Origin of the sequence: Legionella jordanis, from assembly GCF_900637635.1 — a bacterium.
Lineage (GTDB): Bacteria > Pseudomonadota > Gammaproteobacteria > Legionellales > Legionellaceae > Tatlockia > Tatlockia jordanis.
Genome location: NZ_LR134383.1, coordinates 1542218 through 1567377, shown reverse-complemented (window position 1 = coordinate 1567377; position 25160 = coordinate 1542218). Strand labels below are relative to the sequence as shown.

The following is a 25160-nucleotide window of genomic DNA, read 5'->3' as shown; positions in this document are numbered from 1 at the left end:
TAAATCTTGGGGAATTTAAACACAGTTTAAAAACCTATGCTAAAAATAAAGCATAGCTAAAAATATTGGCAAGCTTTTCTCTACAGAAGACCAGGGATAGGAATGAGAAAATTTGCATCGTTTATTGTGGCCATTTTATTGTACAGCACTTGCAGCTCCTTGAACTCAGCCAATCGAGATAAGGAAATCAGTGATTTGGTTCTTTTTTTAAATTCTTCACCCATGCTAACCCCCAGCAAATCGGGGTTGGCAATACCTCTCAGTTTTTATTTAGGCAATACTGAAGATATTGCTCGATATTTGGGTGATTTTATCTGCCGGCCAGAAAGCAGTTGCCCAGTTGTTGACCGAATTTACAGTCAGATTTATTCTTTTTTAATTAGCCCTTTCATTATATTGGGCCGTGGTTTAGACCCTCTAGATGGCACGATTCAGCAATGGTTTGAAGCCCAAGCCCAGATTGAACGAAGTAATTTGAAATATGGGACGGATATCTATCACGCAGCTCTTTGGCAAATTGCTTTGGCTTTAGCTGCAAGAAACGGTTATCTAAGCAGCAGTAAGGCAAAAGCTTTGGTGAATAATCAGCTAAACACAATTTCGCTGCCTGGCAACCGCGCTACTGCTCCACTGTTTTTGTATGGCAATCAGCTGGTCATTGATGACGCTGGTAAAGCCTTTAGTTTTCGCTTGCTTACCAGCAATTATTACAATAAGGACCCATTTTATGGTGGGCGTTACCAAAACTTTCTATCATGGGATTATAACCCCTCCATTTTAGCCGCCAATGATCCGGAAGGCCATAGCCCGGATTTCTTTAGATACATTAGCAGCTGGTCTGATTGGAAACCCCTAACTGGCGAGAATGCTTGGGCACAATTAATAGCTCCTTTGCAAGCTGAATACATTTTTAATGATGGAAAACCGTCTTCCAGTTCCACTGCAATTAAGAATGCAATCAATAGTCTTTATGCTTTTTCTGCCATGCAAACTGCCGTAGGAGCGTTTTATTATGCTCCCGCTGGCGTTTTAGATGGCCAGGGAATGATTCCGCCAGGTCTTGTATCTATTGAAGACAATTTTACAGTGCTTGCCGGTTTGCAAATCCTGCGGCATATCCTTAGAAACACAGAGCAAACTGCCGAAGTAGCAAGTGCTTTGCATAATATTGACGTCATGTTAAACGGTGGGAAGACCATTAATGGCTGGGAAACTTTGGGATTGTTGAGTTTTATCTACAATGGAGCTTTTGATAATGAAAATCAGGTTTTCTTCACTCAAGGCTCAATTAACAATCCTTCTTTGCAAAACGACTGGTCTCCGGATACGTCGCGGGAATTATCTGGAATGTCGGTCAATGTAAATCTATTGGCCATTTCTGCTTTAGGGGTGGAAACCCTTGATAAGTGGTTTGGGGAGGGCACTGCCCGTAATCTGTGGCGAATCGTGCGTAATCAGGGTGGGTATTTCCAAAATGATGAGTTATGGGGTGTGGGTTACACGTTGAATAATCATACTGAGGTTGAACCTGAAGACATCATGTCTGGGGAGAACAGTGCAAGCGCAATTAATGCTTTAAGGATGTTAATTAACTACTACTCAGGTTTGGGGCTGGATACACAGGATCTGGAAGCTGACGCTCTCAGCATGGAAGATAATCTAATTAATCTTAGAAGCGATCAGTATTTGGCTATAGGCTTTATAGACGCAACACCAGAAGAATTTTTTATTAAATTACCTAAGTCGATGGGACGAGCCTATTTATACGCAAGTCGACGTTTTGCACTCCCTTTTCCATTTTTATGGAATGCCAATACCTTAGCTAGTTTAAGTGCTACTTCCTGGGTTCTGCTGAATAAATTTGATTTTAATCCTTTGCAATACGGTGGAAAATTTGAAGGAGAAGACTACATCACCCCGTTGAGAGTTGATGTCTTTGATCATGACAATGAACCCAGTGGTGGTGCATTACCTAAAACAATTCGTGTAGCCTTTGGGCGCGGAGATCTAGGTCCAGTAAAAAAACTAATCCTCAGTTTTAACCTTGATGGTTCTCAAATCAACTGGACAGTAGCCGGTAGTACCGCAGAAAGTTTGGGAATAACTTCTTTACCGAGAGGGGCCGAAGGTCTGCAACTAAGCTTTTTTAATGGTGTTGGCTGGGCAACTGCTTGCCAAATCATTCCAGCAACAAGGATCTGCAAAGACAACGCATGTACTTCTGCGTTTACTATTCAGGCGCGATGGCATTCGAATGGCAGGGGAGATTGTGATTTAACCGATTAAAAAAAGCAGACGCTCGCGCGTCCGCCCGTTTCAATGAGCTGGACTACTCACTTCTATCATGCTGCTAATGCCTTCAGCGTGAATATTAGGATGATACATTGATTCTGCCGATACGGCTGGAACCTGATAGCTCCCAATATTTGTAGCTTTGATGCGATAGACCAGTTGTTTGCTTGTGGCGTCAACACCAGTGAAGAAAATAACACGATCCTCCCGGATATCTACATAATCCAGATTGTCACTTTTTACTGAATCTCGAACGACTTCAAACCCGCCTGGTAATAAATCGACAATGGCAATATTGCTATAATAGTGATCCTCAAGGGCTCGGATCTGGATGTGTACTTCAATTTCATCGCCCAGTTTAACCGTATTGATTACATTGCCCTTACCATCTTGATATTCGCGATAAATCTCCACTCCATTCTTTACTGGAGATAAGACTTTGTTTTTATCGAAACCCGACTGAACTAATTGGTAGAAGAAATTCTGCTGATTGGGATTAATAAAATTAACTTGCTTGGCTTCATCATCAATCTTGGCTTTAACGTAATTGTTTTCAGTTGAGTTTAACAGTCGGCTGAGATTATTATTTAACGTTTCACCAATTGATAAATTAACTGCCTCAGTGACTGATGATTGACCATAAGCGCTGAATGCCAAAGTGATGTAGCCTGATAAAACGGTATTTATCTCTGCAGAATTCATAGCTGAAACTAATTTATTAACTAAATTATTTCCCAATTTTGGCAATCTCTCCGGGAAATGCTTGGCAATTAAATAAAGATATTGCGCATTCGCAATATTCGCATCATAAAAATCGCTAAAGTCCTTAACTTGATCCAGAATTTTAAATTTACTAATCAGTTCATTAGCCTCATTGAAACTCTTGAGCATTTGATAAGTAGAAGCCATATAAGCCCCAGCGATATCTTGTTGCCATTTTTGAGAATATTCTTTCTCCATATAAAGTTGTAAATTGGTCAGGTAATTCGTCGTTACAATTTCATTGCGGGTCAAAATATAGATGGCGTAAGCTTGTACTCGCGCCATATCGAAGTCGGTTGGACTTTTTGATGCTAAATCCTTTAGATAACCAACACCACCGCTGTAAATATCATTAGGAATGCTATAACCTTGATTTTTGGCTTCCGTTAGAAAATGCATCGCATATACGGTTGAGAAATCAGTGCTGTAGTTATCGCCACCTTGTCCAGGCCAATAACTAAAGCTGCCGTTAGACATTTGCCTCTGGCTGAGCATTTGCACGGTGGCCGCCAAAAGCTTATCGATGGACTTAAGCTTCGAACTGAACCACGGCTGGTCAGCCATAGCCAATAAAGGCATGCCTTTGCTGGTTAATTGCTCAGTACAACCGTAGGGAAAACTATCAAGATATTGTTGTAACCCGCTTAGCAGGATCATTGGACTCCCTGATGCAGCTGCAGTCGTATTTTGGTATTCTGGATAAAGTAGCCGATTCAATGGCAAAGATTTTTGTTTATCATTCGTCATGCCACTTAGCATGGTTGTGAGGTAGTTGCTGGCAGGTCGGATGCTTAAACTGGCATCCATTTTACTGGAATGATCCCCCATTTTGGCAAGCAGACTAATTTTTGCTGAACCTAAAGAAGTGTTTGCCTTTAACTTAAACCGAGCCGTTTGCTCATGACCTTCGGCAATAGTTAATGTTGTCGTTGCCGGTCCCACAATCTCAAGACCAGGACTAGTCGTCAATTGCACATCAACTTTCCCGTGCTGTCCTGCCCCTGTGACATTATTTGCGATGCTTGCGGTAATTTCAAAGACATCCCCTGGTGAAACAAATGTTGGAGTGTTGGGATTAATTACAAAATCTCCACGAATTTGAGATTTTTTCTCCGCTGAACCAACAGAATCACTTGAAGCAGCAACAGCCATTAGGCGCAATGTGCCATTAAAATAATCTGGGACATTGTAAGACAATTGCCGAGTGTTAGTATCCGTATCAATTATTCCAGACCAAAAGACCACGGGTAAATCGGTTTTGCGCTTGAAAGGATTTAAGTGCTTACGTAATGCTTCTTCTCCGCCATCACCTCCAACAGCAGACAGCTCCCGCTCTTTGATGTATTGCGGAAGAATTTGATCGACTGTTTGCTGCGTCAACACTTCCAGTGCGCGCTTTTGGAAAAAGAAGGCGAGTGGGTTTGGAGTGCTGTAATTGGCTACTTGTAAAATTCCTTCATCTACAGCGAAGACGATTATTTTGCCGGCTTTATCGCTGCTGTAATTAATCACGAACGGTTCACCGGGTTTAGCCAACTCCTTTGTTTCCAGATTTATGTGAATATTATGATTGTCATGGTCAACTGCAAACGGAGTTACACTGTAACTTAAAGGGCTTATGAAAATGTCGGGCGAATTCCAATCTCTGACGAAAGCTACATTGACATAGCCATTTCCTTGAAAATTTTCAGGAATGTGAATCCTTTGGACCGAATTGGTCATACTGGTTTTAAACCATTGCACAGCATAGACCTTATCACGTTCGATGGTAATCAATCCTGAACCGGTATAGGGTGAGGTGATTTGTAATTCTATATCTTCACCAGCCTTAAACTCAGTTTTGTTTAACTTGACGCTAAGCTCCGCATTTTTGGCGAGAGGCTGTTGGCTGGCGCCAATTATGGAAAATTTGAAGCGGCTCAACTCAGTATTGTTTTCATCTAGAATAGAAAATGCGAAATCCCCAATTTGGTCTGTCGGAAGAACCAACTCATTGCCTTTCGGATCAATGCTAAAAGGTTTACTGCTTAAGAGGCTGCTTTGGATAATGGATTGATACTGAAAGCTGCCATTATCTTTCTTAACCAGGGTAGTGACTGGATGTAAAGACAGCAATTGCACTTTCAAATTGCTAAGCGCAATAGGCTGCAGCTGGGGATTGATTGCCATCAAACTGACTGAACGTTGACTGTTTTGCTTCACGTAGGAAAGATCACCATCTGGTTTATAACCTAGCAAATGGTCTAATGGGCTAACTAAAATGCTGGATTGCGTGCTAACGCTTCGCCCGCCCTCCGTTTCGAAACCTTCCCCAAAAAATGTTAATTGATACGTTGCCTTATCAAAGCGGTCAAGTTTCAGTTTAAATTCTGCTTCCCCTTGTTCGTTTGTTTTAACATCCGCTAAATTGTCGGTGAACACCTTGGCAGGCTTTTGTGGATCAACTAAAGGATCAGCAAAAATATAGTCGGGGTATTTTTTAAATTCGATGCGCTTAGGCGATAGCAATAGTTTGCCATTTACACGTCGATTTACCGCTGGAGATCCATATAGGTTCCATAGGTGGACTTTGACGTTTAAATCTTTTGGATTTACCCAGCCTTCTGTAGGTCCTTGGGAAAAATTTGATGAAATCCTCATGCGATCAGGCTGAAATTCAGCGATACGAAAGGATGTTGAACCCAGTAAATTTTCCGCATGCTTGTCTTTTACAATGTAGAGATTGACTTGATATTGCCCTGTTAGGGTAGTGGCTGTGGTCGGAAGATCAAAACTGGAATAACCTGAGTTGTCGAGGGTAAATTGCTGGTCATAAATGCTGGTTCCTCTAGGATCAGTGACAGTAGCTTCAAGCAAAAGTCCTGGTGGTTGCGGTTGAGCATAAGCTTGTTTAACGATCATGGCAATGTGAGCCTCGTCTCCTGGTCGATAAATACCACGATCTGAAAACAAATAGGCACTTAGGCTATTTTGATCTGGATAGTTGCTATAAACGCCACCTACGTCAAACCGGGAAAAATTTAACTGGCGATTTGGGTTGTTATAGGGAATGAAAGAAACATCTGCCCCTTGACTGGCTAGATAAACAACTGGTTCGCGGTCATCCGAAAAATCAGTCAGGGATGGGAAATTAGCACGACCTTGAGCGTCTGTTGCATAGGTTAACAGAGGCAAACCGTTTTTTCCTAAAACACTGACATTTACATTAGGAACAGGAACACCTTCGGTAATGGATTGTACAAAAACATCATGGCTGCCATCTCGATTATCCTTAACAACAAGACCCAAATCGGTAATTAAAACCAAACGACTTGCTTTGACATCTAACGGGGAGTTCGTAGTTACATCCCAACCATTGGCCTGCAAAAGAAACAATCCCTGAGGACCGCTGGGGTTCGCACTGGCAGAAAGATATTTGTTAAAGTCCACTGCTGTGTACTGTTGTTTGCTGGGATCGGAATCATCAAATTGTTGAATTTCTGAAAAAATTTGGCTGATGTTTTGTTGATTAAAATTTTGGTTGATGAAATAAGGGTTATTAAAATCTCCCTCCGTCTGCGTGACAAGTTGATTGATGTCAGAGGGTAATACTCTGGCAAAGTTAAACTTAACCGCAGGAATTCCTCTGACCAGTACCGATAATTTTTTGTCACTATTTAAAGCAAGGAGGGCGCCTTTATGTAAAAAACTAATTTCCTTTGGAAGCTCAGGGACTTTAATGATGGTGCTGTAACTTTGGTTTAAAACAAAATCACCAAAAGCTTTAGTACCCCTATCCAGTTTAAGGTACATATAACGCGGTGCTTTTGCATTAAATTTATAGCTACGAAGAGTAGCAAAGTTTCGATCTGCAGGAATTGCTTGCAGGGAAAGAGGGGAGGATAACTTCAAAATATTGGGCGTAATTTCACCGGGGTTTTGCCACTCATAATTTTCTTTTTCGTCTTCATGTGCAGTTGCAGGGTAATTTTGCGGCAGCAGGTAAACCTTAAGCGATTTAGCCAACTCCTTTTCTGTAACTCCAAGAGAAGTTTCTATTGTGAGAATCTGTTCAGGCCGGTCCTGTTCGTTTCGAATAATGGATGCTTTTGAGGCGGTTATTTTAAAATAACTTCCTGCATCCGGAATAAGCAAATTTTTAGTTAAAGAAACTTGCGTGTGTCCGTCTCCTTTCAATGCTTTTAAACCTTTCTCAATAGTCAAGAGCAGAAAGCGAGGCACTTCGGGCAATGATAGTGGTTCGGAGCGAAGATAGGCCACTCGTTTATGATCATCAAACGTTAAATTAAATTTAAACTGTTGGGCATTCAAATTCAATTTGCCGTTTTTTACTTCTTGAAGGATAAGGGACGTCTTGTTTTCTAAACTGGAAGGATCTACTGGAAAATTAAAATCAATGGTGGCCGTTGCTTGTCTTAGCTTGGGGTTTACAGGATCTTGGTAAAAAGAGAGATCACTAATTTTAGCCTGAAAAGCTTGTGTATCAAATGAATAGTCATAGCGTTCTAGTTTTGTATCAGCGCGAAAGACATCCTTTGCAAAACGAATTTTAAATGTTTGTCCTGCTGGCCAATCTTCTTGAGGCGTGAATATCAACCGACTGTCATTGTCCCAAAGCCATGTCCCTTTTATCGAAGGCTGAATGTCGATGCCTTTGGTCACTTCCTTGCCTAACATATTAAGAGGCGCCACGGGTTTAGTTGTAAACTCATTACTTGCATTGGATTCTGAATTTTCCTCAGCCCTACTGGTTTCAGAATTCGAATTAGCCTCTTGCGTAGATTTCTTGTCAGGATTAGATGAGGGAAACCCAAAATCAATGGTCAAATTTCGAGGTGCTAATTTGTTGTCCTCAATAGGGGTAATCTCAGGAGCGCTGATGAAAGCTGTAATGAGTTGAGGTTTGGGAAGATGAGCAAACCAATAAAGGCCATACGCGATAGCAATCAAAAATAGTAGAAGAGTAATTATTGTTCCATAGAATGGCTTGGGATGTCTTTGAGCTTGACTGCGTAGTGCTCTAACCCAGGGTGGACTGCTCCAATTCAGCCGACCAAAAATAAGGGTAAAAAATGCAGCAAACGCTTGGGAAAAAGATTTTTTGTTCATATAATATCCAGCTATAAAACATGCCTGATTTATGGAATCATAAAAGATCCGAGTGCCTTATTGAGAAATTCTCATAACTTAGTGAAACTGGTTATTGATCAAGTAAAAAAAGAGATCAAATTTAGCTGAAATAATCAATTCAAAATGGCCCTCTAATAACGCAATCTATATTAACATGATGAAACCACTTTTAAAGCGAATTGCAGTAATTTTTTTAACCGTTTTTATTGGTGGTAGTCTCTTATTATTTTTTTCTCCTAAACCCCCTCTAATAAAAGGAATCGACTTCTCTACGGCCGTATTTGACAACAAACATCGTCTATTGCGGTTAACTCTGAGTCGCGATGAAAAATATCGCCTGTTTACACCTTTATCGCACATATCACCGGCTCTAATTTCCGCAACTTTGTTGCAAGAGGATCAATATTTTCATTGGCATTTTGGTATCAATCCTCTGGCCGTATTTAAAGCAGGTTGGCAAACCTATTTTGTTAAATCAAGACGCCTTGGTGCTTCAACAATCACCATGCAACTGGCTCGTATACGTTATGGGATAAATAGTAAAAAATTTTCCGGAAAATTGATGCAGATTGTTCGAGCACTACAGCTTGAGCGGCACTACAGTAAAACACAAATATTGGAAGCTTATTTAAATTTGGCTCCTTACGGCGGGAATATTGAAGGCATCGGAGCCGCTAGTCTAATTTATTTTGACAAACCTGCCTCTAAACTAAGTCTTTCGGAAGCTTTGGCACTGAGCGTCATTCCCCAAAATCCCACAAAAAGAACTCCGAACAACCAAAGCCTTAAAGGCATTCGCAATAAGCTCTTCGAGCGCTGGCTAAAAATTCACCCACAAGATGTCCAAAAAAAAGCCATGATTAATTTACCTTTGCAGATGCGAAATAAATGGGATATGCCCTTTATAGCGCCACATTTTGTGAATGCAATACTGCGTGGGCATTCATTCAACGAGCAGGAAATTAATACTACTCTTGATCGTGATTTACAACGAATAGTTGGCTCTATTACTACTAATTACATCAGCCGAAACAAGCAAATTGGTGTTTATAATGCTGCCGTTTTAGTGCTCGACAGTAGGGACATGTCCGTCCAGGCATTACTCGGATCAGCGGATTTTTTCAATAAACAGATTAATGGACAAATTAATGGTACTGACAGCAAACGCTCGCCAGGGTCAACTCTTAAGCCTTTTATCTATGCCTTGGCTTTCGACCAGGGGCTTATTCATCCTGACACGGTTTTAAAAGACGTGCCGCATAGTTTTGGCAGTTATAACCCGGAAAATTTTGATTACGATTTCATGGGACCAGTCAAAGCTAAAGATGCTTTGGTGCTCAGCCGAAATATTCCGGCAATTTTTTTAGCAAGTAAACTCATTAATCCGAATTTGTATCAATTTCTGGAAGAAGCACACGTCAGTCAACTTAGACCTGAATCTTATTATGGATTGGCGCTTACTTTAGGCGGCGCTGAATTGACGATGCAAGAGCTCACGACTCTTTACGCAATGTTGATCAATCAGGGCGTTTGGCATCCTCTGCGTTTTCGTTTGGATGCTCCCTTTGAAACGGGCACGCGTCTGCTAAGCCCAGAGGCTGCTTTTTTGGTGATGGATATTCTTAAAGAAACTCCGAGGCCTGAACTCCACTCACAACATCTCGGCAATTCTTTGCCTGTTTCCTGGAAGACAGGCACTTCTTCTGGTTATCGTGATGCCTGGGCTGTAGGTGTATTCGGACCTTATGTGATGGCAGTTTGGATAGGGAATTTTAACAATGAAGGAAATCCGGCTTTCATTGGAAAAAATATAGCTGCGCCTTTGTTTTTCGAGTTAATTGATGCTATTAGACAAGTGAAAGGCCAAATAGCATTCAATTGGCCAAGACCAGAACAACTTAACCTTCAACGGGTTGAAGTTTGCAAAGCTTCAGGGATGCTTCCCACCCGCTATTGTCAGGATAAGGAAATGACCTGGTTCATACCTGGTAAATCTCCAATTCAATCCGATAAAATTTACCGCGAAGTGGCTATTGACAATAAAACAGGTCTCAGGGCTTGCCATTTCGCTCAAAATACGCGATTTGAAATTTATGAATTCTGGCCCAGCGACCTGCTGAAAATTTTTAAACAAGCAGGAATTCAGCGAAGGGTTCCGCCGCCTTATAACCCAGGGTGTTCAGCCATTGCGAACACAGGCTTAAGCCCGCAAATCACATCACCGCAAACTGAATTAAGTTATGTGGTGCCCCTGAATTCCAAAGCAAGCACCTTAATCCCTTTTGCAGCTGTTACTGATGCGGACGTTCACAGCATTTTTTGGTTTATCAATGATAGTTTTGTCGGGCAAGCTCGGCCAGACCAGCCATTTTTCTGGACAGCAAGACCAGGAAAATTCATTGTTCGAGTCGTGGATGAGCACGGATTATCCGACGCCCGGGAACTCATTATCAAAACAGCGGCTTAAATTAGAAAATAAGTCCTAAGGCAACTTCTCTTTGTTCATTTAGTAAAACATTAAAGGTTCGGCAAGCAGCTCCTATGGACATACATTCAAGTCCGATCCCAAGTTTCATTAAGGTTTTTAAGGTAGGCGCAGAAGGAAAATGTCCAGTTTGACCATGGCCGATGAGTATAATTTTAGGTTGCCATTGTAACAACGGTTGCAAAGATTGCTCATCCAGTTCTTGAATCCGGCGTATCGGCCAATTTGCAATAATTTCCTGAGAGTTAACAATTAGGCTTGATTGATAATTAATTGAATCAATACGAACCTCATGTTCTGTATAAGCTTGAATGCTGTGCTTGTCATTTGCCTCTAGATTAATATGCATGGTTTTTAATAGGACATTAATTTATACTATTTTGCTCAGTATACCACAGAGGCAAAAAACATGAGCCAATTTCCCCGTATCAAACGCTTGCCACCTTATGTATTTAATACATTAACTCAGTTGAAATCTGAGGCGCGAGCAAGAGGGGAAGACATCATTGATTTTGGAATGGGCAATCCGGATCAGCCCACGCCTCAGCATATTGTGGACAAGCTCATTGAAACCGCACAGCGTGGCGATACCCATCGCTATTCCATGTCAAAAGGAATCCCACGTCTGCGTCGTGCAATGGCAAGCTGGTATAAGAAAAATTATGACGTCGAGTTGAACAGTGAAACTCAAGTTTTAACCACAATTGGTTCAAAGGAAGGCTTGGCACATCTTGCTTTGGCCATCAGCGGGCCAGGTGATACGGTTCTTGTTCCTGACCCTGCTTATCCTATCCATACTTATGGATTCATTATTGCAGGTGCCAATGTTAAGCAAATTCCACTCATCGATGAGAATCAGTTTCTAGAGGCGGTTGAAGTTGCTATAGAGCAAACCTGGCCCCGGCCTAAAGCTCTAGTTATTAATTTTCCGGCCAATCCCAGTACTCATTGCGTGGAATATGAATTTTTTGAGCGTGTGGTCGCTTTGGCTAAACGCCATAGTATTTGGATTATCCACGATCTGGCTTATGCCGACATTGTTTTTGATGGCTACAAAGCTCCATCAATTCTGCAAGTGCCCGGCGCCATTGACATAGCAATCGAAACTTATTCCATGTCTAAATCTTACAACATGCCTGGCTGGCGAGTGGGTTTTGCTTGTGGCAATGAAGAGTTGGTTGCTGCTCTAACCCGCATCAAATCCTATTTGGATTATGGAACGTTTACTCCCATTCAAGTTGCAGCAATTGCAGCTTTAGAGGGACCAGACGACTGTGTCCATGAAATTAGTAAATTATATGAGCAAAGACGTGATGTGTTGTGTGATGGTTTACAAGATTTAGGTTGGTACGTTGAAAAACCCAAGGCAACTATGTTTGTTTGGGCGCCTATCCCGGCTGCTTATCGACACATGGGGTCCCTTGAATTCTCAAAATATTTGCTTAAAGAAGCCTTTGTTGCTGTTTCACCTGGAATTGGTTTTGGACAGCAGGGTGATGGCTATGTCCGTTTTGGTTTAATCGAAAACCATCAACGCACACGACAAGCTTTGCGCAATTTGAAAGCATTATTTAAGCGGGATGGTTATTTGCAAGCGGTATAACCATGCAAATCATAGTTAATGCTTCTACTCCTTTTGCACCGGCTGATAGCAAACCACTGACAAGCCGGGGCGAATTTTATCAAAACGCTTTATTTGCCCTGGGTTGCAAGCCAGACAATCCCCCCTTAGGAGATTTTCTACGTCGGGCCATGCACCTGGAAGGGCAATGGCTGATTGCTTCTCCAATACATTGGGAAGCCACTCACAACGATGCCATGATTGTCGCCGCTGGAGCTGAGCTTGCACTGGACGATAGTGAATCTCGTTTATTATTTGAGCAAGTGACCGATTTTTTGAAAGGCTATGAGATTCAATCCGCTTACTTCAGCCCACACCTCTGGCTTTTAAAAATAGACCATTTACCTGCCATTACCAGTCAGTCCATCTCAAACATGCTCCACCACTCCATGATGCCTGTGATTAGCGAAATGGATAAGACCTTTTTTTGGCAACGTCTATTAACTGAGATACAAATGTTCCTAAGTGCTCATCCCTTAAATAGTGCTCGAGATCATAGCTTAATTGTCAATGGCCTATGGCTTTGGGGAGAGGGCGCCTTTAAGCCTTCCACCTCTCAGATGATTTACAGCGACGATGACATTTTTTTAAGCCCGCCTCACAACAGCATCGCAATCGTTCATAAGCTTGATGCAACAAACCAGTTTGGAAAAAACAGTTTGCTTTTGATTAAACATCCACAACGATGGGATTTGCAGAAGTTACGGCAACAAACGCAGAACAATCAATCTCAATGGTATTGGAATAACTTAGCCTATTCACTGAAACCTCGTGGTTGGTGGTCCAGGCTATGGAGAAAATAATAAATGCGTATCAAACAACGACAGGTACCCGCACCCTTGGCGTCATTGTCCAGTTACCCTGAATTTTTACAACGGATTTTTGCCTCGCGCGGAATTACTCATGAGGCCCAGCTCGATAAAAATCTTCAAGCTTTGTTGCCTTTTAAAGATTTAATGGATATTGGGAAAGCGGCTTCTCGCCTTGAAAAAGCATTGAGAGAACAAGAGAAAATCCTGATTGTCGGTGATTTTGATGCAGATGGAGCAACCTCGACAACCCTCGCTGTTTCTGCTTTGCGCTTAATGGGTGCAACAAACGTTGAATTTTTAGTCCCAAACCGTTTTGATTTTGGTTATGGTTTAACCCCAGCCATTATCGAAGTGGCAAAAAAATGGCAACCTAATCTCATCATCACTGTGGATAATGGTATTGCCAGTATTGAGGGAGTGGATGCGGCCAATGCCCATGGCATTGATGTACTGGTCACGGATCACCATTTACCTGCAGAAATCCTGCCTAAGGCCTGTGCCATCGTAAATCCAAACCAGGCAGGCGACCCTTTTCCAAGCAAGTCTATTGCCGGTGTGGGGGTTATTTTTTACGTGATGCTGGCCTTAAGGCGTCAGCTTGCACAAAGCGGCTGGTTTAGTGAACAAGGTCTGGCTGAACCTAATATGGCACAGTTTCTTGATTTAGTAGCCTTAGGTACGGTTGCCGATGTGGTGCCTCTGGATCAAAATAATCGCATAATGGTTAATCAGGGCTTAGCTCGTATACGTCAGGGCTTATGTCGTCCTGGAATTCGGGCCTTGATAGAAATTGCCGGCAGGGACTGTGCGCGCTTACGGGAAACTGATTTGGGGTTTGCGATCGCTCCACGACTGAATGCTGCAGGGCGGCTGGACGATATGTCTCTGGGAATCGATTGTCTCCTTAGTGAGAATTTGGAGAAGGCCAAAGTGCTTGCTGCGCATCTTGATGAGCTTAATCAGGAGCGACGCCTTATTGAAGCAGAAATGAAAGAGCAGGCTATGATTGCCGTAGACCAATTAAGCAAAAAAATAGAGCACAGCAATCACTTGCCAGCCGCACTTTGCCTTATGGATCCAAACTGGCACCAAGGGGTTATCGGCATTTTAGCGGGGCGTTTAAAAGAGAGATATCATCGACCCGTTATTGCTTTTGCACAAGTTAGCGATTCTGAGCTAAAAGGATCGGCCCGCTCTGTAGCCGGTCTAAACATTCGCGACGTGTTAGCTGCTGTAGATAAGGATAATCCCGGATTAATAACCAAATTCGGCGGCCATGCCATGGCGGCCGGTCTCAGTTTAATTCCCCAAAATTTTAAACCCTTTCAGCAAATGTTTATAAGGGAAGTGGAAAAGCATATTGATCCTGCCCAATATGAAGCTGAACTTTGGACAGATGGCTCACTCACCATTAATGAACTAAGCATCGAAACTGCAGTGCTGTTGCAACAAGCAGGTCCATGGGGACAGCAATTTCCCGAGCCTTGCTTTGATAACATCTTTGAAATTCTTGATCAGCGTCTGGTTGGGCAAAATCATCTTAAATTAACTTTGGCCCATCCTGAGGGAGGCAGTTTCGAAGCCATTGCTTTTAATATTGATTTAAATCAATGGCCCAACTATCGAGCCAAACAAATTCATGCTGCTTATAAGCTGGATGTGAATGTCTATCAAGGGAGAAGTCGCCTGCAGTTGGTTATTGAAAATTTGCAACTTATTTCAGCCTAGGGTTTAGGTAAATTTACCCATTTCAATGCCTGGATGAATAAATCGTGACATATAGATTGATGTTTATCCAGGCCATAAATTGTGCAACACACTCAATCGCCGAATTTATCTCTGTTACCCTTAGAAATGATGTCGGTGATGTTAAAGAAACGTTCTTTTATAATTTTTGCAATGACAAGAGCTCATTTTAATTAAATAGATATTTTAGTAGTAAATAATTTTTCCCTACTTAAATTTTCAATAAACATTGTATTCGCATTTTCCGGCCAATCCGTTGAAAAACGATAGAATATGTAAACAAGTTTAAACGATGCTCAGATAGCTAATTTTCTAATAAATAACTCTTTATTGCTTGCTGCCAAAGCTGGCCCCGCGGTTGATGAGCTTAATGCTAAAGGCGAATTTCTTAATAGAATGAGAGATTAACTGGACATTAATAAGTCAAATGGTATAGAATATGACCTCTAGCGACTGTTGCATAGATTAAATGGTCGTAAATAATTCGTATGGAGGTTAAAGGATGAGTTTAGTTGATAACCGAATTGTTAAGGCTTCTTTTAGAGAAAATCCACCTGAAGAAAGGAAATTATTCCCTCAATCCTCCTGCTTAATGCCAATTAGTGTTGGACAGGCCATTCATGAGGGAGCCAAATTTGAAGCGGTTATTAAACTCATAAACTCCTCATTCAAACAGTGCACCATTCTCGTTGATGATAGCGTTCAACGACATACCATTGGTATTATGAATGATGCTTCTCCCGATGAATTGTACCAATTAGCGGTGGAGGAGGGGGATCATTGGTTGAAGCGAAATGAGATGGCTATCAACCAATTGTCAATTCCAGTAGATATCATGCGATGGGACGATTGGTACAATAGTACTGATTACATTAACAGCCATTTGCGTGTGCAAAATGAGTACGAAACGAATCAGGCTTACCAGAAAGCAATCCATGCCAATATTGAGGAATTTTTAACTCGATATTTAAGTCGATACAACCAAGAAGACATCGATCAACAGCGGGCATTCAGGCTTTGTCTGGATTATTTGATTGAAGAATGTGCAGTCATGTGTTTATGGACGCAAAAGGGTTATGATTTTGAGGTATATCCCAGCGGTCGAAATAAAGCCATGGGCGCTACTTATGAATACTTAATCAAACCCCTTCATCCTACTTTATTAAGGCCGGTTGCACTTCGTTTTAAAAAGTACCCTGCTAAAGCTAATCCTGAATTTCAGATCAAAGAAGAAGCTGTTGTTCAGACATCCATTGAAAATTAATGAGTGATCAAGTGGATGGCTGCCTTTCTATCCATTGTTCAACTTCTACAATAGTCTCGTTTGCGATTTGGAGTAGTTGTTCGTAAAGCTGCTCCAATAAATCACGGCCTCCTGTTTTCCAGTAGCGCTCCAGGTATTGGCAAGCCATTTTTAGTCGGATTGCTCCTACATAGACGACACCACCTTTGATTTTGTGCGCTATTTGTTGCGTTTTTTTCCAATCTTGCTCTTGATGGTTCTGTTTCAGGAGGGTTAAATCATCCGGCAAAGAGCTTATCGTAAACTGCAACATTTCTACCAGCATGGCTTCTGAGCCAGTGGTTTTAATCCCTTCCTGAATGTCTAGCATTGGAAATGAGCTTAACTCAAATAGTTCTTTCTCACTTTGAGGTAAGTCGGAGGCCAAAATGTATTTCCCCAATTCCTGTTGCTTTGGTGCAAAAGAGTGCACAATTTCACTGCAGCTTTTTTGGGTTAAGGGCTTAGTCAACACCGCATTCATTCCGGATGAAATGCATCGTTTCTTATCTTCTTCACCGACATGCGCTGTAAGTGCAATGATTGGAGTGTGGTGGTTTTTAGTGAATTCTTGAGCACGAATGTGACGAGTGATTTGATAACCATCAAGATCAGGGAGTCCAATATCCATAAATATAAAATCGTATTCGTGTTTACTACACAGACTTAGTGCTTCTTGGCCAGTGACGGCGGCATCAACTTGACACTGCAATTGAGATAATATGACTTTGGCAACCTTTTGAGCAATTGCATTGTCTTCAACGACCAATACATGAGTTTGTTTATCGACTTTATCAGGGTTAGGGGTGGAGTTTTTGGGTAAATTGGATGAGGAAATGAGTTCCAATTCCTGGGTTTTGGAAAGCCCTGTGTCGTCTTCAAGAAGAGAAACTTTTAAAGGAATAACACAAGTAAATGTGCTTCCTTTGCGCAACTCACTGTCCACATAAATTTCTCCATCCATGTCGTCGACAAATTGTTTAATAACGGAAAGCCCGAGTCCTGCGCCTCTGTATATTCCTTTATAGGATGGAGTTAAGCGTTTAAAGTGGAGAAATATTTCTTCCTGTTTGTCTTTAGGAATCCCCATACCACTGTCTTCAACGACCAATTTTAATACGATTTCTCGATGATGCCGATTTGCGAGCTGGACTTTTAGATTCACGAATCCAGAATCTGTGAAATTTAATGCATTGCTGAGTAGTTCAAGGAGAATACGATGGATTCTTACATTATCTCCTATGAGATATTTAGGTATTTCATCATTGTATTCGAGCGTTAAGTTAAGTTGTTTTGACGCTGCTTTGGCCATATTTAAATCAATGGCTTGCTGTACAAGGTTTTTTAAAACGAATTTTTTCTTAACCTTTGGGATTTCGCCTGAACTTACACGTATCGCTTCAAGGATTTGATCCATTAAATCCAACAAAGCATGGCTTGAGGCGATGAGATTGTCTGCGTATTCTTTGACAAGAGGGTTAATGGCTTCCGATTTAATGATTTCAGAAAACCCAACGATTCCTGTCAGCGGTGTTCTGATGTCATGACGCATGTTTTCCAGAAACTCAGTTTTGGCACGGCTTGCGGCTTCAGCCTGCTCTTTTGCATAATAGAGCTCAGTTTCAATTTTTTTGCGATCGCTGATGTCAATAGAGATGCCCAGTACGCCTGTAATTTCACCTTCTTTGTTTCGCATGGGGGATTTATGACTGAGAACCGTCGCGTCTTTGCCATCCACTTGGGCTTTTTCCTCAATAATCTGTGTGGTTCCTGTTTCCATAATCAGCTTGTCATGTCTTCGAAACAGTTCCGCTTTGTTGTTTCCCCAAGGTAAATCAAAATCGGTTTTGCCAACAATTTCATAGCCAAAACGGAAACCTAAGCTTTGAGCTTGACGATTGTTGCACCCTAAATACACTCCATTTTTATCTTTCCAAAACACATGTCCCGGCATGTTGGCCACGATGTTTTCCAAGGTGGATTGCATTTGTTCTTGGCTTGAGCGTAGGAAGGATTCTTCTTCCTTTCGTTGAGTAATGTTGAGTGAGATGCCGATAATGCCAATTACTTCACCAACTTCATTGTGAAGGGGGGCTTTTCTCGTCAGCACAACGACTTTTTCACCTGAGGCAAGTGTCGCGGTTTCTTCTACTTCCAAAGGGATATTTAGTTCCATGACTTTTCGGTCATTTTCCTGCAAAGAGGCAGCGGAATCCGCCCAAGGCATGTCAAAATCAGTTTTTCCAATGACAGAAGATAGGCCTGCCATTTGCAGCATAACCTCATTGCAGCCTAAATATTTACCATCTTTGTCTTTCCAGTACACACTGCCGGGTAAGGATTTGATGATGCTTAACAGCACGCTTTTGTTGGTGTGGGATAAAAGAGGGACTCTGACCGAAGATTTTTTCTGACGGCTAAGTTTCTTTTCTGGCATAAAAGATCCTTATAACATTCTTATAGGTATAGCCTGAGGGGATGGTAACTACAAGGTAGCTGAAAGAAAAGTGACATTGGGAGTTATCCGGAATGGGCCTTGTCTTAGGCAGTTAAAACCCTTACAAGTCATGGGCTTAAATGGCACATCGACTGCATGGCTGCACTCTAAAAGAAAATCATTCGAATGCTTTTACTAATTATTTTTCTTCATCATTAAAAATAATCTAAAACCTATACTTAAATGAATGAATGCCGCTTGGACTCAGCCCCACATTGCTATTTATCATAACCTATGATGCATGTCTTAAGGTTTTCAGCTGATCATTTTAATTGTATAATTTGAAACTAACTGATTAGTAAAGCAGCATTGATTTGTCATTCCCAGCCCTGTTTTCACCTTTAGCCATTGCACCTATGGTTGACTGGACGAACACGCATTTTCGTGTGTTTATGCGTCTTATTGCCCCATCGGCTTTGTTATACACCGACATGCAAACCACTGGAGCAGTGCTTAATAACCCTGACCGGGCTCTAGGCTTTGATCCATGCGAACATCCTCTCGCGTTGCAATTAGGTGGTGCCGATGAAGAAAAATTGGTAGCCGCTGCAAGGCTTGCTCAAGAGCTTGGTTTTGATGAGATTAACCTCAATTTGGGTTGCCCCAGTGACCGCGTATTGGCAGGTCGCTTTGGGGCCTGTTTGATGGCGGAACCTGGACGAGTTGCGGCTTGCATTAAAGCCTTGAAATCGGCAGTTAGCATTCCTGTTACTGCAAAGACCAGGATTGGAATTGATCATCAGGACAGTTATGATTATTTTGCAGCTTTCGCAAAGGAGTTAATCAACGCAGGCTGCGATAAATTAATCGTGCACGCCCGAAAGGCCTGGCTGACTGGTTTAAACCCAAAGCAAAACCGCAGCATCCCACCTTTACACTATGATTACGTTTATCAAATTAAACGGGAATTCCCAAACTTGCCCATTGTCATCAATGGAAATATTGGCAATTTGGATGAAATCAAACAGCATATGCCTGAGGTAGATGGAGTCATGCTGGGGCGCTTGGCTTGCCAAAATCCTTATGCTTTAGCCCACATCCATCAGTATTTTTATCCAGAAACCCCGGTTGCTTCACGTTATGAGATTTTTAAGACCTATTTAAACTACCTGGAAAAGAAATTTTCAGAGGGTATACCTTTAAGTATTTTGCTTAAACCCCTTTTTAATTTTGCCCATGGACTGGCTGGGGCCAAATATTGGAAAGAAATGCTTTTAAAGGCTCAACAATGCAAGCAACTCACCTCTTTGTATGAAGCTTTAGACAGGTTAGCTGAGGTTGAACAGCAATTACCTACGGAAATGGCTTGAAAATTAATTTCCTGCCCCCATTTGGGGATTTATCAAATTAACAGAACTATAATACAGTTATTAAGATTTGTGATTACTAGAAACATGTCTCAGGTTGAGAAAATGAGGCTTTATGATGAGAAATTTGGCTGTTTAGGATAAAAATTCAGCAAAACCTTCCATTGTCTTGCTTATTCAGGATTCCACTGAGTTATTTCCGTCGCTTTGCATGGTATTTTCAGCAAATTTCTAGTAAATTAAGCAGTTTTGAAGCTGGAATTGTCTAGAGGATTATCAAGGCTATGTTAAATACCCTGATGAAGAAAATGTTTGGAAGTCGTAATGAGCGAACCTTACGACGCATGGAAAAAACAGTGCAGGCGATTAATGCATTTGAACCCCATATGCAAGCACTGTCCAATGAAGAGCTAGCGGGTAAAACGGCCGAGTTTAAATCACGTTTGGCTGAAGGGGAAACTCTAAACGAACTTCTGGCGGAAGCCTTTGCGGCAGTCCGTGAGGTGGCAGTTCGCACTTTAGGCTTAAGGCATTTTGATGTGCAATTAATTGGTGGTATGGTTCTCCACGAAGGCAACATTGCCGAGATGCGCACCGGGGAAGGTAAAACGCTGGTGGCGACACTTCCTGCTTATTTGAATGCGTTAACCGGCCGCGGAGTTCATATTGTTACGGTAAATGACTACTTGGCTAAACGCGACAGCCAATGGATGAAGCCCATCTATGAATTTTTAGGTCTAAGTGTTGGGGTTATTTATCCGGACATGCCTCATCCTGAAAAGCAAGCTGCCTATCGAGCTGACATCGTCTATGGAACCAATAATGAATTTGGTTTTGATTACTTGCGCGACAATATGGCCTTTAGTCTTGAGGACAAGGTTCAGCGTGAATTAAATTTTGCCATCGTTGACGAAGTAGACTCCATTTTAATTGACGAAGCGAGAACGCCTCTTATTATCTCAGGCGCAGCAGAGGGCAGCTCAGAACTTTATAAAAAAGTGAATGAATTAATTCCACGCCTCAGAAAGCAGGAAGAGGAAGGTGATGGTGGCCATTACACAATTGATGAAAAACAAAAGCAGGCTCATCTAACGGAAGAAGGGCATCAATTTATCGAAGAACTGCTTACCCAAAATAATTTGTTGGACGAAGGCGAAAGTTTATACCATGCCAGCAATATTATTTTGATGCATCATGTGAATGCAGCCCTGCGCGCTCATGCCATGTTTCACCGCGATGTAGATTACATTGTAAAAGACAATCAGGTGGTCATCGTTGACGAACACACCGGTCGTACCATGCAGGGGAGACGTTGGTCTGAAGGTTTGCACCAAGCCGTTGAAGCCAAGGAAAACGTAGCCATTCAACATGAAAACCAAACTTTAGCCTCCATTACTTTCCAAAATTACTTCAGAATTTATAACAAGCTGTCGGGTATGACAGGTACAGCTGATACTGAAGCTTACGAGTTCCAACAAATTTATAACCTTGAAGTAGTGGTTATCCCTACCAATAAACCCATGCGCCGGGAAGATCAAGCTGATTTGGTTTATCTCAGCCAACAAGACAAATACCAAGCCATCATCGAAGACGTTAAAGATTGCGTGGCTCGCAAACAACCTGTGCTGGTTGGAACGGCCTCCATTGAAGCTTCTGAATTGCTCAGCCATCTGCTAAAAAAGGCTGGCGTTAAACACCAAGTGCTAAACGCCAAATTCCACGAAAAAGAAGCTCAAATTGTCGCTGAAGCAGGTCGGCCTGGAACGGTTACTATTGCTACAAACATGGCTGGCCGTGGAACGGATATTGTTTTAGGGGGAAGTCTTTCTGCTGAGCTTGCCCAATTGCCTGAAACCTCCACCGCTGCTGAACGGGAAGCAATTAAGACCGATTGGCAAAAACGCCATGAACAAGTTATACAAGCTGGTGGCTTGCGCATCATTGGCTCAGAACGACATGAATCCCGTCGTATTGACAATCAGTTAAGGGGCCGTGCGGGTCGTCAAGGGGATCCAGGGAGCAGCCGGTTCTATTTGTCCCTAGACGATAACCTCATGCGCATTTTTGCTTCCGAGCGCGTTGCCTCGATGATGCGCCGATTGGGTATGAAGCCGGGTGAACCTATTGAACACAGCCTGGTTACCAAAGCGATTGAGAACGCACAGCGCAAGTTGGAAGGGCATCATTTTGATGTTCGTAAGCAACTACTGGATTATGATAATGTTGCCAATGAACAGCGGAAGGTAATTTACAGCCAGCGTGCTGCTCTCATGGCGACGAAAGATCCAAAAGAAGTTGTCGACGGAATGAGGCAGGATGTTATTTTCAGTCTGGTCGATAGCTTTATCCCACCACAAAGTCTGGAAGATCAATGGGATTTACCAGGACTTACTCAAGCATTATCAGAAGACTTTAAAATTAAAGCCAACGTGAGTGAGTGGATTGAAAAAGATCACAGCCTGCAGCCTGAGCAAATCAGAGAACAAATTTATCAACTTTGCGTAGATCGTTATCAGGAGAAAGAACAAATCACTGGTCGGGAAGTTCTCGCAAATTTTGAAAAATCAGTTATTTTACAAACGCTGGATAATCACTGGCGTGAACATTTGGCTGCGATGGATCATTTGCGTCAAGGGATTCATTTGCGGGGTTATGCTCAAAAAGATCCAAAACAGGAGTACAAACGGGAAGCATTTAGCCTGTTTTCCATGATGCTTGATAGTCTGAAATATGACATCATCCGATTATTGTCTTCAGTAGAGGTTCAAACTGCCGAAGACGTGGATGCGGTCGAAGAGCAAAGACGCGCAGAGCAAGCCCAAAAGATGCAATTCCTCCATCAAGATGAATTTGAGTCTGACACTGAGCAGCGGGGAGATACAACATTCCGCAGAACCGAAAGAAAAATTGGCCGAAATGATCCCTGTCCTTGCGGTTCCGGCAAAAAATATAAAGTTTGTCACGGAAGTTTGGTTTGAAAGTAGCGGTAGCGGTCATTTTTAATGAAGAGGGCAAAGTACTAATTACTCGTCGCCCTTTACAAACTGCACATGGGGGTTTTTGGGAATTTCCAGGAGGAAAACTGGAGCTTAATGAAGAACCTGCAATGGCATTGCAACGGGAAGTGGAAGAAGAGGTGGGGCTTGAAATCACCAGCTCTTCTTTTCTCACTGAGATAACTCATCAATATGGAGCTAAAACCGTTCATCTGCTAGTTTTTACCATCGATGGTTTTAATGGTGAGGCTGAATGCCGTGAATCACAACTGGATCTTCGCTGGGTAGCAGTGAGTGAATTAATTAATTACCAGTTTCCCGAAGCCAACCACAAGATTATTAATCTACTAGATAAATAAGTTGTCACCATTTTTTTATTCTGAAGCTATTCTTAAATGATTGCGGATCTGCTTATCCCATAGGGAAATTATGAGTGAAATCAGGCTGAGCAAGCAAGAAGAACAATGGATCATAGAGCAGCGAATTACGAGACTCACAGACAATGAAGAGGCTCTGATATATCCGATGGGTGCTGAACGATTTTTGGCTTCCGTTTTATCAGGCGCTCGCGAGGATCGATATAATATTGGCAAAGACATAAAAGAAAAAGATGTGTTATTGGTACCTGGTTATGGAAACACTGCTTTCCTGTTTGCCGAAGCTGGAGCAAAATCAGTTACTGTATGCGACAAAGACCCAGTGACAATTGCCTGGATTAAAGCGTTTAAGAAATATTACCACTATCGAGAGTGTATTAAAGGAAAAAACTATCCAACAATTGGTGAGTTACTCACTGCACTGACCAAATGGTATCCTCCACTCATTATTTTACCCAAAATTAAGCTACGTACTATTCTCTTTTGGTTCATAAGGCCTAAGGCTTTGAGGCGAATTTACATTGTTTATCTTCTGCAATTGGTACGAGCTGCCGTTTTGTCCAAAGTCAATGATCAGTTTGAGTTACAAAAATACATAATATTTTACGCTAAAGAAATTAAACAGTTGCTCAAAAGCGATAAATGCCTAACTTTTGATACAGCCTACGTTCCCTATCTATTAGCTGTGAATAATGGCATTGAAAAAGAAAAAGATGTTGTTCGATTTATTCAGCAATTATTGGAACTGGTGCCAAATGGACATATTTTAGTTACTCCTTCACAAAGAACTAAAGAATTTTATCTGGGTGGACAAAGTTATTTCGTCACAACTGGCCATCCAGATATCCAAAGCATTCCAGGGCTGAAAAATCATTTTCTTGGAGAAGATAAGTATTGGTTTAACACACAAGGCTTAGCCATTTTTGGAAAAGTCAAATTGTAGTTACCTCTCAAAGCGGTTGCTCAACAATGAGAGCAAAGCTCCTGCAAGAAGGATAACAACTCCAGAAGCTTGGGTTATATTGATTTTCTCACCCAAAAGCAGGATGCCAAAAATTACCACAAACACTGGCTCAAGAACCGATAATATAGATGCTTGTAGAGAACTAATATGCTTTAAACCTTCAAGAAGAAAAACAATAGGTAAGGCAGTGCAAACAACACCAATACCACAAATATTAAACCAAACGTCTACATTCAGTGGCAGGAAAAAAGAGTTCTCCCATAACGCAGCAAACAAGGATACCAACATCGCACCTAAAGATACAAACAAAGTCGAAACCAAAGCAGGAGCTTTACAATTTTTACTGACGATTAGATACATGGCGTAAAGAATTGCCGACAAAAGGCTTAAGCCCACACCAATTAAATCAAAATGCACTTTGCTGCCATTGATCATGAGCAACATACCTGAAAAAATAATTGTTAAAGAAAGATAATAAATTTTGCTAATCGTTTGTTTGAAGAAAGCAAAGTTAATCAATAAGACGATACTGGGATAGGTAAAGAAAATAACCATCGCCAAGCCCGAACCAATGTATTCTGTGGCTAAAAAATAAAGTATGGAGCAGGTGCCATAAAATGCTGCTCCATAGAAACTGATTTTACCTATTTCTTTAATGCCAATCTGTAAACTTTTTAAATTTGGAGTCAAAAGAAGAATGATAAAGAGTCCAGAGACCAAAAAACGCCAGAACAACATGTTATTTACAGAAACATGGGCATTCATAATACTAACGCCAAAGTAACCAATTAGGCCAAAAAAAAGCCCAGAAAGGGTTGCGTAGAAGGCACCATAATTTTTTACAGACACCGGGGTCACCTCGAACAAGGGCTCTTGAAAATAAACGGAA

Annotated in this window: 14 protein-coding genes; 10 read left to right on the top strand and 4 right to left on the bottom strand. The window is 41.7% G+C overall.

Going from position 1 to position 25160, the window contains the following annotated elements:
* Nucleotides 1-102 precede the first annotated feature (102 nt).
* A complete protein-coding gene (locus EL203_RS06950; RefSeq protein ID WP_058471004.1) occupies nucleotides 103-2286 on the top strand; it encodes a hypothetical protein in 2184 nt (727 codons plus the stop codon).
* Between the two features lie 30 nt (nucleotides 2287-2316).
* Here the strand turns inward: EL203_RS06950 and EL203_RS06945 are convergent, their stop codons facing one another.
* Nucleotides 2317-8163, bottom strand: coding sequence for an alpha-2-macroglobulin family protein (locus EL203_RS06945; protein WP_058471005.1), 5847 nt, complete (start codon nucleotides 8161-8163; stop codon nucleotides 2317-2319).
* Nucleotides 8164-8341: 178 nt separating this feature from the next.
* On the opposite strand from EL203_RS06945, the gene pbpC reads away from it, so the two are divergent.
* A complete protein-coding gene (gene pbpC / locus EL203_RS06940; RefSeq protein WP_058472206.1) occupies nucleotides 8342-10651 on the top strand; it encodes a penicillin-binding protein 1C in 2310 nt (769 codons plus the stop codon).
* A gap of 1 nt (nucleotide 10652) precedes the next feature.
* Here pbpC and EL203_RS06935 read toward each other — a convergent pair whose 3' ends face one another.
* Nucleotides 10653-11018 carry an Mth938-like domain-containing protein gene (locus EL203_RS06935; protein WP_058471006.1) on the bottom strand — a complete coding sequence of 122 codons (366 nt, stop codon included), beginning with the start codon at nucleotides 11016-11018 and terminating at the stop codon, nucleotides 10653-10655.
* 60 nt (nucleotides 11019-11078) lie between these two features.
* Between EL203_RS06935 and alaC the strand changes: the two genes are divergently transcribed.
* From alaC to EL203_RS06915, 4 genes are all read left to right on the top strand, one after another.
* The gene (gene alaC / locus EL203_RS06930) at nucleotides 11079-12272 is read left to right on the top strand and encodes an alanine transaminase (RefSeq protein ID WP_058471007.1); all 1194 of its coding nucleotides are present in this window, start codon (nucleotides 11079-11081) and stop codon (nucleotides 12270-12272) included.
* A 2-nt stretch (nucleotides 12273-12274) separates the two neighbouring features.
* Nucleotides 12275-13093: a hypothetical protein gene (locus EL203_RS06925; RefSeq protein WP_058471008.1), complete on the top strand. Its 819-nt coding sequence runs from the start codon at nucleotides 12275-12277 to the stop codon at nucleotides 13091-13093.
* 3 nt (nucleotides 13094-13096) lie between these two features.
* Nucleotides 13097-14830 (top strand): single-stranded-DNA-specific exonuclease RecJ, encoded by a 1734-nt coding sequence (gene recJ / locus EL203_RS06920; RefSeq protein WP_058471009.1) that lies wholly within the window; start codon nucleotides 13097-13099, stop codon nucleotides 14828-14830.
* A gap of 520 nt (nucleotides 14831-15350) precedes the next feature.
* A complete protein-coding gene (locus EL203_RS06915) occupies nucleotides 15351-16112 on the top strand; it encodes a hypothetical protein (RefSeq protein ID WP_058471010.1) in 762 nt (253 codons plus the stop codon).
* Nucleotides 16113-16119: 7 nt separating this feature from the next.
* Here EL203_RS06915 and EL203_RS06910 read toward each other — a convergent pair whose 3' ends face one another.
* Nucleotides 16120-18567, bottom strand: a complete 2448-nt coding sequence (locus tag EL203_RS06910) for a PAS domain-containing sensor histidine kinase (protein ID WP_058471011.1) — start codon at nucleotides 18565-18567, stop codon at nucleotides 16120-16122.
* A 416-nt stretch (nucleotides 18568-18983) separates the two neighbouring features.
* Here EL203_RS06910 and dusA point away from each other — a divergent pair, with 416 nt between their 5' ends.
* The 4 genes from dusA (at nucleotide 18984) to EL203_RS06890 (ending at nucleotide 24250) form a co-directional block, all read left to right on the top strand.
* The gene (gene dusA / locus EL203_RS06905; protein WP_058472207.1) at nucleotides 18984-19937 is read left to right on the top strand and encodes a tRNA dihydrouridine(20/20a) synthase DusA; all 954 of its coding nucleotides are present in this window, start codon (nucleotides 18984-18986) and stop codon (nucleotides 19935-19937) included.
* A 281-nt stretch (nucleotides 19938-20218) separates the two neighbouring features.
* Nucleotides 20219-22912, top strand: coding sequence for a preprotein translocase subunit SecA (gene secA / locus EL203_RS06900; protein WP_058471012.1), 2694 nt, complete (start codon nucleotides 20219-20221; stop codon nucleotides 22910-22912).
* On the top strand, nucleotides 22909-23289 hold the full coding sequence (gene mutT / locus EL203_RS06895) for an 8-oxo-dGTP diphosphatase MutT (protein ID WP_058471013.1): 381 nt from the start codon (nucleotides 22909-22911) through the stop codon (nucleotides 23287-23289). Before secA ends, mutT begins: the two co-directional genes overlap by 4 nt.
* A gap of 70 nt (nucleotides 23290-23359) precedes the next feature.
* Entirely contained in the window at nucleotides 23360-24250 is an 891-nt protein-coding gene (locus EL203_RS06890) for a hypothetical protein (RefSeq protein ID WP_058471014.1), read from the top strand.
* Here the strand turns inward: EL203_RS06890 and EL203_RS06885 are convergent, their stop codons facing one another.
* Nucleotides 24251-25120, bottom strand: a complete 870-nt coding sequence (locus EL203_RS06885; protein ID WP_058471015.1) for a DMT family transporter — start codon at nucleotides 25118-25120, stop codon at nucleotides 24251-24253. It lies immediately after the preceding gene.
* Nucleotides 25121-25160 lie beyond the last annotated feature (40 nt).

What these genes read in the sequence shown, in the direction of transcription:
- EL203_RS06950 (WP_058471004.1), top strand. Translation starts at nt 103, where the DNA reads ATGAGAAAATTTGCATCGTTTATTGTGGCCATTTTATTGTACAGCACT.
- EL203_RS06945 (WP_058471005.1), bottom strand. Translation starts at nt 8,163, where the DNA reads ATGAACAAAAAATCTTTTTCCCAAGCGTTTGCTGCATTTTTTACCCTT.
- pbpC (WP_058472206.1), top strand. Translation starts at nt 8,342, where the DNA reads ATGAAACCACTTTTAAAGCGAATTGCAGTAATTTTTTTAACCGTTTTT.
- EL203_RS06935 (WP_058471006.1), bottom strand. Translation starts at nt 11,018, where the DNA reads ATGCATATTAATCTAGAGGCAAATGACAAGCACAGCATTCAAGCTTAT.
- alaC (WP_058471007.1), top strand. Translation starts at nt 11,079, where the DNA reads ATGAGCCAATTTCCCCGTATCAAACGCTTGCCACCTTATGTATTTAAT.
- EL203_RS06925 (WP_058471008.1), top strand. Translation starts at nt 12,275, where the DNA reads ATGCAAATCATAGTTAATGCTTCTACTCCTTTTGCACCGGCTGATAGC.
- recJ (WP_058471009.1), top strand. Translation starts at nt 13,097, where the DNA reads ATGCGTATCAAACAACGACAGGTACCCGCACCCTTGGCGTCATTGTCC.
- EL203_RS06915 (WP_058471010.1), top strand. Translation starts at nt 15,351, where the DNA reads ATGAGTTTAGTTGATAACCGAATTGTTAAGGCTTCTTTTAGAGAAAAT.
- EL203_RS06910 (WP_058471011.1), bottom strand. Translation starts at nt 18,567, where the DNA reads ATGCCAGAAAAGAAACTTAGCCGTCAGAAAAAATCTTCGGTCAGAGTC.
- dusA (WP_058472207.1), top strand. Translation starts at nt 18,984, where the DNA reads ATGGTTGACTGGACGAACACGCATTTTCGTGTGTTTATGCGTCTTATT.
- secA (WP_058471012.1), top strand. Translation starts at nt 20,219, where the DNA reads ATGTTAAATACCCTGATGAAGAAAATGTTTGGAAGTCGTAATGAGCGA.
- EL203_RS06890 (WP_058471014.1), top strand. Translation starts at nt 23,360, where the DNA reads ATGAGTGAAATCAGGCTGAGCAAGCAAGAAGAACAATGGATCATAGAG.